Here is a 9684-nt window from a genome sequence, read left to right on the forward strand (position 1 = left end):
GGCTCCATGAGCTACGGCAAAGCCAGTTTGCTGATGTCGAAAAACATCACCGCCAACGTGGTGAAAACCCTGCTGATGGTGCGCATCAAAGACTTCCCCGGTCGCCTGAAAGGCAACCTGCTGGCGTTTAAGCATTTGCTCTCGGGCAAGCTCGATCCGTTGCACGTCAACAAGATCTGACCACCCCTGTGCATGTGCCGCAATCGACCCCCATGGGCATAGAAGGATCTGAAATTTGATTTACATAAATGCCCGTTTTCTGACGCAGTCGATCACTGGTGTACAGCGCTACTCCCTGGAAATCAGCTTGCAACTCAAGAAGCTGCTGCCGGATGTGCGCTTTGTAACCCCGCACAATATTGTGCAACACGAGGCCGCCGCTGCCTTGGGCGCCGAGGTGATTGGTAGCCGCACCGGGCATGCCTGGGAGCAGATTGATCTGCCGCTGTTTTTAAAGAAAAACGGCTCGCCGTTGCTGGTCAACCTGGCCAACACCGCGCCGCTGTTTTACCGCAACAAAATCTCCACATTGCATGACATCGCCTTTGAGCGCTTCCCGGAAAACTTCTCCTGGAAGTTCCGCAAGGCCTACCAGTTGGCAACGCCCTGGACCATTCGCACGTCGCTGAAAGTCATCACCGTTAGCGAGTTTTCCAAGCGGGAAATCTGCGAGATCTACAAAACCCCACCGAGCAAGGTGGTGGTGGTTTACAACGCGGTATCCGAGCTGTTCCAAGCGCAAAGCAAAGAAGCCGAAGAACCCTATCTGTTGGCGGTGTCCTCGCTAAACCAGCAGAAGAATTTCCATGGCCTGATCGGTGCGTTCAGCTTGCTGAAACAGAACAGCCATAAGCTCTATATCGTCGGCTCGCTAAACAAGAATTTTGCCGACCCAGGCTTGGTGAAAAAAATTGAATCCGATAATCGGATCAAATTGCTCGGGCGGGTGTCCGACGAGCAGCTGATTGATCTGTACAGCGGCGCAGCAGCCTTTATCTACCCCTCGTTTTACGAAGGGTTTGGCATTCCACCGCTGGAAGCCCAGGCCTGTGGTTGCCCGGTGATTGTTGCCAACGCGGCGAGCTTGCCTGAGGTATGTGGCGACTCGGCGCTGTACTGCGACCCACGCGATATCAATGATATTGCCGACAAGATCGAACAGCTTATTTCCACCCCTGCCCTGGCCCAGAGCCTGACCGAAAAGGGGCGTGCGAACGTCGCGCGCTTCAGTTGGCAAGCTTCTGCAAACGGTGTTCTTCAGGTAATTCGGGAGTTCCAATGAAAGTTGCAATCATCCATTACTGGTGGCTCAGCAACCGTGGCGGCGAAGCAGTGTGCTCGGCGCTCGTCGAGTTATTCCCGCAGGCTGACCTGTTTATCCATGTGTGCAACGAAGACGTTGTCCGCAAGGCGTTGCCGAGTACCTTTACCGGCACCATCAACACCACGTTTATCTCGCGCCTGCCCGGTGCGAAAAAGCACTACCAGAAATACCTGCCCTTTATGCCGATGGCATTGGAGCAGCTGGACTTGTCGGCGTACGACCTGATCCTCAGCAGCGAATCTGGCCCAGCCAAAGGTGTGGTTACCCGCCCTGACGCCGTGCATATCTGCTACTGCCACTCGCCAATGCGCTATGTCTGGGACATGTACCACGAGTACCTGTCCGGCGCCGGCCGCCTGATTCGTACGCTGTTCCCATTTGTCTCGCACTGGCTGCGGGTGTGGGACCGGTTGTCGGCCGATCGCGTTGACCAGTTCATCGCCAACTCCAATTTCGTCGCCCAGCGTATTCGCAAGTTCTACCGTCGCGACGCCGAAGTGATTTACCCGCCGGTAAACACCACCGAGTTTGTCGCCACCGAAACTCGCGGTGACTTCTACCTGTGCTTGGGCCAACTGGTCGCGTACAAGCGCGCTGACCTGGCCGTGGAAGCCTTCAATAAGCTGGGCCTGCCGCTGGTAGTGGTCGGCGAAGGCGAGCTGTTTGAGAAGCTGAAAACCATCGCCAAGCCCAATATCAAGCTGCTCGGTCGCCAGCCATTCCCGGAAATCAAAGACCTGCTGCAACGTTGCCGTGGCCTGGTGTTCCCCGGCATGGAAGACTTCGGCATTGTGCCGGTGGAAGCCATGGCGGCAGGCGCTCCGGTTATCGCCTACGGTAAAGGGGGTGCACTAGAGACGGTTATCGACGGCAAGACCGGTATCCTGTTCCCGGAACAAACGGTGGAATCGTTGATTGCGGCCATCGAAAAGGTCGAAAACGGCACGGTCACCTTTGACCCGGCAACCCTGCATGCCCACGCTGCCACCTTCGACAAGAGTATTTTCAAGCAACGCATCAGCGCCTTTGTCGATGAAGCCTTGCGCCTGAACAACCCAGCCCTGCCACGCAGCGCCGCCCCGGCCATTGCCCAGCCCGCGCTTACCGAATGACAGCTACAAGGAGGTCTACCATGCTTCTACCCATCATTATGGCTGGCGGTTCTGGCTCACGTTTGTGGCCACTGTCGCGCCAACTGAACCCTAAACAATTTCTGCAGTTGGCTGATTCGCAACTGTCGATGCTGCAGGCCACCATCGCCCGTTTGAAGGGCCTGGATATCACCCTGCCGCGCCTGATCTGCAACGAGCAGCATCGCTTTCTCGCCGCTGAACAACTGCGCCAGTTGGATATGGAAAAATCCAATATCCTCCTTGAGCCGGTTGGCCGTAACACCGCGCCCGCCATTGCCTTGGCAGCGCTGCAAGCGGTAGCCGATGGCCAAGACCCGGTGCTGCTGGTATTGGCTGCCGACCACCTGATCAAAGACGTGGAAGCCTTCCACGCTGCGATCAACACCGCCCTGCCCCTGGCCGACGCCGGCAAGCTGGTGACCTTTGGTATCGTGCCGAGTCACCCGGAAACTGGTTACGGCTATATCGAAAAAGGCGCAGCAGCCGGCGAAGGCGGTTTTGCCGTCAGCCAGTTTGTTGAGAAGCCGGACCTGGCCACCGCCACCGACTACCTCAAGAGCGGCGACTTCCTGTGGAACAGCGGCATGTTCCTGTTCCGTGCCAGCCGTTACCTGCAAGAGCTTGAGCGCTTCCAGCCGGCCATTCTTGAGGCCTGCAAAAAAGCCTTGGCCGGCGGCCAGCAAGACCTGCACTTCACCCGCGTATGTGCCACCGAATTTGGCGCCTGCCCGGATGACTCCATCGACTACGCGGTAATGGAAAAAACCGCCGACGCCGTGGTGGTGCCCCTGGATGCGGGCTGGAGCGATATCGGCTCGTGGTCGGCGCTGTGGGACGTCAGCGAGAAGGATGAACGCGGCAACGTGCTCAAAGGCGATGTGCTGCACCACAGCAGCAGCAATAACTATGTGCACGCTGATAGCCGCCTGGTGACCCTCGTTGGCGTTGAAGACCTGGTTGTGGTCGAAACCAAAGACGCGATCATGGTGGCGCACAAAAATAACGTGCAAGACGTGAAAAAAATCGTTGAGCAGTTGAAAGAAGGCGACCGCAAAGAGCACATCAACCACCGTGAGGTGTACCGCCCATGGGGTGTGTATGACTCCATCGACGACGGCCACCGCTACCAGGTTAAACGCATCACCGTGAAACCCGGCGCCAAGCTCTCGGTGCAGATGCACCACCACCGCGCCGAGCACTGGATTGTGGTGAGCGGCACGGCCAAGGTCACCAACGGCGACACCACCTTTTTGGTCACCGAAAACCAGTCGACCTATATCCCCATCGGTCAGATCCACGCCTTGGAAAACCCCGGTGTCATTCCCTTGGAACTGATCGAAGTGCAATCCGGTCCGTATCTGGGCGAAGACGACATCGTGCGTTTCGAAGACAAATACGGCCGCGCCTGATCTCCCCCGCGCTGTCCGTAGCCGCGCCGGTGCCCCCGCACCGGCCTGCGGCCCTCGCACTACTTGATTAAGGATGGAACAGATGAACTGTGCCGTGATTTTTGGTGGCTCGGGTTTTATTGGCGTGTTCTTCGCCAAACAACTCTTAGCCCAAGGTGGTTACGACAAGGTCTACCTGTTCGACAAAGAGCAGGTCACCCAGAAACCTTTCCCCTACCGTGCGCGCCTGGTGCATGAAAGCGCCGAGATCGTCGAAGTAAACGGCGACGTGCGCCAGCCCATCAGCTGGAAACCGGAAGAAACCGTGGCGCTGATCGCCAACTTCGCCGCCGTGCACCGTGAGCCCGGCCATGAAGACTACGAGTACTACGAAACCAACCTGCTGGGCGCCGAAAACGTAACGGCCTGGGCCGAGCAGGTGGGTTGCCAGGATGTGATTTTCACCAGCTCGATTTCCCCTTACGGCCCGAGCGAAGAACAGAAAGACGAACGCACCCTGCCCGTTCCCGCCACCGCTTACGGCGGCTCGAAACTCGCTGCGGAAAAGATTCACCAAACCTGGCTGGCCGCCGACAAGGCCAACCGTCACCTGGTGATCGTGCGCCCCGGCGTGGTGTTTGGCCCCGGCGAAGGCGGCAACGTATCGCGCCTGGTCAAGGCAGTGATCAAGCGTTACTTCTTCTACATGGGCAACCGCACCACGCGTAAAGCCGGCACCTATGTAAAAGAACTGTGCGCGGCGATGCTCTGGGTGTTGGCGCGGCAAAAAGAACAGGGCGGCCACTTCTCCTTGTTCAACATGACCATGAACCCCGGCCCATCGATTTCCGAGTACGTGGAAACCGTGTGCAGCGTGGCCGCTATCGAACGCAAGGTGCCGGCGGTGCCCTACCCGCTGCTGCTGGGCGTGGCCTATAGCATTGATGCGATTGCCCGGCCTTTGGGCATCAAGCACCCGTTCAGCCCGGTGCGTATTCGCAAGCTGGTGCGTTCGAACAACGTGCTGCCGCACTTTCTCGTGGAAAACGGCTACCCCTACCAATACAGCCTGGCCACGGCCTTTGCTGACTGGAAAACCAGTTGCCCGGATGAGTGGCGCTAAGTACAGGTGGCAAGCCCTATGAGCGAAACCATATTAGTCACCGGCGGTGCCGGCTACATCGGCTCGCACACCACCCTGGCCTTGCTGCAAGCAGGCTTCGACGTGGTGGTACTCGATAACCTGTGCAACAGCTCGCCAGAGTCGTTGCAACGGGTGGCAAAAATCTGCGGCAAAAGCGCCGAGTTTATTCAGGGCGATATCCGTGACCGGGTCTTGCTCGATGAACTGTTCGCCTCCAAGCCAATCAGCGCCGTGCTGCACTTTGCCGGCCTGAAAGCAGTGGGCGAAAGCGTGCGCAAGCCGCTCGATTACTACGAAAACAATGTCGCCGGTAGCGTCACCCTGGCCCAGGCCATGGCCGCTGCCGGTATCTATCGCTTGGTGTTTAGCTCGTCCGCCACTGTGTACGGCGAGCCGACGCAAATGCCGATTCGCGAAGACTTCCCCACCGGCATACCGACCAACCCGTATGGCCGCTCCAAGCTGATGGTCGAAGAGATGCTGCAGGACTTGGCCACGTCTGATCCGCGCTGGAGTATCGCCCTGTTGCGCTACTTCAACCCGGTGGGCGCCCATCGCAGCGGTTTGATCGGCGAAGACCCGAACGGCATCCCCAATAACCTGCTGCCCTATATCAGCCAGGTGGCCATCGGCAAACTGCAACAGCTGTCGGTATTTGGTAACGACTACCCGACCGTGGATGGCACCGGCGTGCGCGACTACATCCATGTTGAAGACCTCGCCGACGGCCATCTGAAAGCCTTGCAAACCATTGCCGGCACCAGCGGCGTGAACGTCTGGAACCTCGGCACCGGCCAGGGCTACAGCGTGCTGCAAATGGTTAAGGCGTTTGAACACGCCAGTGGCCAAGCGGTGCCCTACCAACTGGTGCCGCGCCGCCCCGGCGATATTGCCGAGTGCTGGGCCGACCCGCACAAAGCCGCCACCGAGCTTGGCTGGAAAGCCGAGCGTGGCCTTGACGAAATGATGAGCGACACCTGGCGTTGGCAATCGGCCAACCCGCAGGGATATGCGCACTAACACATCACATCGGACGACGTAGGTTGGGTTGAGCTGAAAGCGAAGCCCAACATGGAGCCCGAAGGGCTCCGCGTGCAGATCCATGTTGGGCTTCGCTTCGCTCAACCCAACCTACGCCCCGCGTAACTACTTAGGAGCTTCTTATGATCCGCAAATGCCTGTTCCCGGCAGCCGGCTACGGCACGCGTTTTCTGCCGGCCACCAAAGCCATGCCCAAAGAAATGCTGCCCATCGTTAACAAACCGCTGATTCAGTACGGCGTTGAAGAAGCCCGCGACGCCGGCCTGCAACATATGGCCATCGTCACCGGCCGTGGCAAGCGCGCGCTGGAAGACCACTTCGACATCAGCTACGAGCTGGAACACCAGATTCGCGGCACCGCCAAAGAGCACTTTCTCGCCGGCACCCGCGAGCTGATTGACCAGTGCACGTTCTCTTACACCCGCCAGGTGGCCATGAATGGTTTGGGCCACGCGATTCTCTGCGGCCAACCATTGATTGGTGATGAAGCCTTCGCCGTTGTGCTGGCAGATGACCTATGTATCAATCTGGACGGCGACAGCGTGCTTACCCAGATGATCAAGCTATACAATCAGTTCCGCTGCTCTATCGTGGCCATTATGGAAGTACCGGCAGATCAAACCAGTAAGTACGGGGTGATCTCCGGCGAGATGATTCGCGACGACCTCTATCGTGTGCACAGCATGGTGGAAAAGCCGCAACCTGAAGATGCACCGTCAAACCTGGCAATCATCGGCCGCTACATTCTCACGCCGGATATTTTTGGCCTGATCGCCGATACGGAGCCGGGTAAAAACGGCGAAATCCAGATTACCGACGCCCTGCTTAAACAAGCCAAAGCGGGCTGTGTGCTGGCGTACAAGTTCAAGGGCAAACGTTTCGACTGCGGCAGCGCAGAAGGCTACGTGGAAGCCACCAATTTCTGTTTCGAAGAGCTGTACCTCAAAGGCAAGTAAGGCAGCAACAAACACCTACTAACCATCGGGGATCGAAGCGCAAGGAAGCGCGAGCGTGCTGAGCCAAGCACTTGCTTTCTTGCGTCACGTCCGCGGCCACCCCATGGAAGGGTGGTCTTTTGAGACATCAATGACCAACGCTAGGAAGGGCTTCAGAACGGACATCAATGGCCTTAGAGCCTGGGCCGTTGTTTCAGTAGTGCTGTACCACTTTGGTGTTAGCGGCTTTTACGGAGGGTTCGTTGGGGTAGACGTGTTCTTCGTAATTTCCGGTTTCTTGATGACGGGCATCATTGTCTCGAGCCTGGAAAAGCAACAAGCCACGCAAAAAGCCTTTTCGATTTTCGAGTTTTACCTGTCGCGAGCGCGGCGCATCATTCCGGCACTGCTGGTGTTGTGCGCGGTACTGCTGGTTGTGGGTTGGAAAGTTCTGCCGGCCACCGAGTACCAGATGCTTGGCCGCCATATCACCAGCTCGCTGTCGTTTGTTTCCAATATGGTGTTCTGGCGTGAAGACGGCTATTTCGATAGCGCGTCCCACGACAAGCTATTGCTGCATACCTGGTCGTTGTCGGTGGAGTGGCAGTTCTATCTGCTGCTGCCGGTGGCGCTCTGGGCGGTGTGGAAAATCAAACCCGGTCGCCCTGCTCAGTTGCTGGTCACGGCCTCGGGCTTGGTGCTCTCGCTAGCGCTGTGCCTGTACCTCACCCCAATCAAAACCTCGGCGTCGTTCTACCTGCTGCCGACGCGCGCGTGGGAGATGTTTGCCGGCGGCCTGGTGTACCTGCTGGCTGGCCACGTAACCCTCTCGGCGTGGCGCCAACGCCTGGTGGAAAGCGCAGGGCTGGCCATGGTGATTGGCTCGGTGGTGCTATTCGACGCCTACAGCATGTGGCCGGGTTGGCGAGCGATGGTGCCGGTGGCCGGCACCATGCTGATACTGCTGGCAGCCCGCCAGGCATCGCTGTGGACTTCGACCCCCGCTGCCCAGTGGTTGGGCGATTGCTCCTATTCGCTGTACCTGTGGCACTGGCCATTGGTGGTCGGCCTGGTTTATCTGCAATTGGACAACTCGCCGGCCGCTATCGCCGTGGGCTTGGTGCTGACGCTGGTGTTGGGTGGTTTGTCGTACCAATACATCGAGAAACCGGCGCGCAATGTGCTGACCGGCCTGCGCAAACCTGTTACCTCGCTGGCCTTGGTCGGCAGCCTGGTGCTGGTCATCGGGCCCAGCGTGAGTATCTTGCGCGAGCACGGGGTGCCGGGGCGTCTGCCGGGGCAAATTGATGCGGTGTTCGCCGAGGCAAACAATCAGAACCCGCGCAAGGACGAGTGCCTGTCCAACGGTTTTGCCAAGTCAGCTGAATGCACCTATGGCGGCAACGAACTGGGCGTGATTGTGGTCGGTGACAGCCACGCTGCAGCGATGGTGCGTGCTGTCGAGCGCTCGCTACCGAACGCTGAACAACATGTGCTGGACTGGACCATGGCGCAGTGCCCGACCATCGCCGGGGTCAAAGCCACCACCCAGCTGACGTACAGCTGTGGTGACTATATCCAGAACAAAGAGCAAACCAGCAGCAGCGACAGCGCACTGGGCAAGGCGCCACTGATCATCATCAACCGCACCTCGCTCTATGTCTTCGGGCCCAATGAACCCGAGCGCGTGCGCCAACGGGATGTGCCGTACCTGTACTTCAACCAACCGTACGCCTCGCGCTCCGAGCAATACCTGAGTGACATCCGCGAAGGCATCATCGCGTCAGCCTGCGAGTTCGCCAAAAGCCGGCCGGTGTATATGTTGCGGCCGATTCCGGAGCTCAAGGTGGACGTACCGAAAACCATGGGCCGGGCAATGATGCAGGGCAAACACGTTGAGGTGTCGATCTCGATGGCCGAGTACCGTGAACGCAATGCCTTTGTCTGGGAAACCCAAGATATGGCCGCGGCGCGCTGCGGGGTGAAGATCCTCGACCCCCTGCCCTACCTGTGCCGCGACGGACGCTGTGAAGGTGAAGATATCCAAGGGCAACCCTTGTATGTCGACGACGATCATCTCAGCGAGCGCGGCAGCAATTTGCTAGTGCCGCTGTTCCGTGAAGTGTTCAAAAGTAAGCCAGACCTGGCCGGTTCGCCACCCTCCGTGGCGGCGCCAAACTAGGCGTTAGCAACGCCTGCCTACCGGTGTGGCCATGGCCGCCACACCGGTATCCAGCCCCAAGGTTGTTTGGCCTTGGGCGTTGAGAAAAATAAGTTAGCCAAATCCTTCTGCCAACGTTCATAGCTTCAGGCGCAAGCAGGCGCATTAGGGTGCCGATCATGGCACTGGATCTCTCACGCCACCGTCCCGGCCCCTCCAACGCTATGGGGGGCTTTCACAGGCAGAAAAATGAGCAGCACAAGCAAAGGTTTTAGAACGGACATTAATGGCCTTAGAGCCTGGGCCGTTGTTTCAGTAGTGCTTTTTCACTTTGGCGTTACGGGGTTTTCCGGGGGCTTCGTCGGGGTTGACGTGTTCTTCGTGATTTCTGGGTTCTTGATGACCGGCATCATCATTTCCAGCTTGGAGAAACACGCCGCCGGGCAGAAAGTCTTTTCGATTTTTGATTTCTATCTGTCCCGTGCACGCCGCATCATTCCCGCCCTGCTGCTGCTCTGTGCGACCTTGTTGGTGGTCGGTTGGCTGTATTTGCCGGCC

9 protein-coding genes are annotated in these 9684 nt (G+C 58.3%); all 9 read left to right on the forward strand.

Features of this window, described 5'->3' with window-relative positions:
- On the forward strand, nucleotides 1–180 hold a 180-nt coding region (locus AAAB16_RS15715; protein ID WP_340664163.1), incomplete at its 5' end, for a hypothetical protein.
- A gap of 55 nt (nucleotides 181–235) precedes the next feature.
- On the forward strand, nucleotides 236–1282 hold the full coding sequence (locus AAAB16_RS15720) for a glycosyltransferase family 1 protein (RefSeq protein WP_340664164.1): 1047 nt from the start codon (nucleotides 236–238) through the stop codon (nucleotides 1280–1282).
- Nucleotides 1279–2436 carry a glycosyltransferase gene (locus AAAB16_RS15725; protein WP_340664165.1) on the forward strand — a complete coding sequence of 386 codons (1158 nt, stop codon included), beginning with the start codon at nucleotides 1279–1281 and terminating at the stop codon, nucleotides 2434–2436. The genes AAAB16_RS15720 and AAAB16_RS15725 overlap by 4 nt, the downstream gene beginning before the upstream one ends.
- 20 nt (nucleotides 2437–2456) lie before the next feature.
- Nucleotides 2457–3866, forward strand: coding sequence for a mannose-1-phosphate guanylyltransferase/mannose-6-phosphate isomerase (locus tag AAAB16_RS15730; protein ID WP_340664166.1), 1410 nt, complete (start codon nucleotides 2457–2459; stop codon nucleotides 3864–3866).
- Between the two features lie 82 nt (nucleotides 3867–3948).
- Nucleotides 3949–4968, forward strand: a complete 1020-nt coding sequence (locus AAAB16_RS15735; RefSeq protein ID WP_340664167.1) for an NAD(P)-dependent oxidoreductase — start codon at nucleotides 3949–3951, stop codon at nucleotides 4966–4968.
- An 18-nt stretch (nucleotides 4969–4986) separates the two neighbouring features.
- On the forward strand, nucleotides 4987–6009 hold the full coding sequence (galE, locus tag AAAB16_RS15740) for a UDP-glucose 4-epimerase GalE (RefSeq protein WP_340664168.1): 1023 nt from the start codon (nucleotides 4987–4989) through the stop codon (nucleotides 6007–6009).
- 143 nt (nucleotides 6010–6152) lie between these two features.
- Nucleotides 6153–6986 carry a UTP--glucose-1-phosphate uridylyltransferase GalU gene (gene galU / locus AAAB16_RS15745; protein ID WP_340664169.1) on the forward strand — a complete coding sequence of 278 codons (834 nt, stop codon included), beginning with the start codon at nucleotides 6153–6155 and terminating at the stop codon, nucleotides 6984–6986.
- A gap of 130 nt (nucleotides 6987–7116) precedes the next feature.
- On the forward strand, nucleotides 7117–9147 hold the full coding sequence (locus AAAB16_RS15750; protein WP_340664170.1) for an acyltransferase family protein: 2031 nt from the start codon (nucleotides 7117–7119) through the stop codon (nucleotides 9145–9147).
- 228 nt (nucleotides 9148–9375) lie between these two features.
- Nucleotides 9376–9684 (forward strand): acyltransferase (locus AAAB16_RS15755; protein ID WP_340664171.1); only part of this gene is annotated, 309 nt, incomplete at its 3' end.

The sequence above is a fragment of the Pseudomonas sp. genome, from assembly GCF_037994325.1.
In the GTDB taxonomy this organism is placed as follows: Bacteria; Pseudomonadota; Gammaproteobacteria; order Pseudomonadales; family Pseudomonadaceae; genus Aquipseudomonas.

What these genes read in the sequence shown, in the direction of transcription:
- galU (WP_340664169.1), top strand. Translation starts at nt 6,153, where the DNA reads ATGATCCGCAAATGCCTGTTCCCGGCAGCCGGCTACGGCACGCGTTTT.
- galE (WP_340664168.1), top strand. Translation starts at nt 4,987, where the DNA reads ATGAGCGAAACCATATTAGTCACCGGCGGTGCCGGCTACATCGGCTCG.
- AAAB16_RS15730 (WP_340664166.1), top strand. Translation starts at nt 2,457, where the DNA reads ATGCTTCTACCCATCATTATGGCTGGCGGTTCTGGCTCACGTTTGTGG.
- AAAB16_RS15735 (WP_340664167.1), top strand. Translation starts at nt 3,949, where the DNA reads ATGAACTGTGCCGTGATTTTTGGTGGCTCGGGTTTTATTGGCGTGTTC.
- AAAB16_RS15750 (WP_340664170.1), top strand. Translation starts at nt 7,117, where the DNA reads ATGACCAACGCTAGGAAGGGCTTCAGAACGGACATCAATGGCCTTAGA.
- AAAB16_RS15725 (WP_340664165.1), top strand. Translation starts at nt 1,279, where the DNA reads ATGAAAGTTGCAATCATCCATTACTGGTGGCTCAGCAACCGTGGCGGC.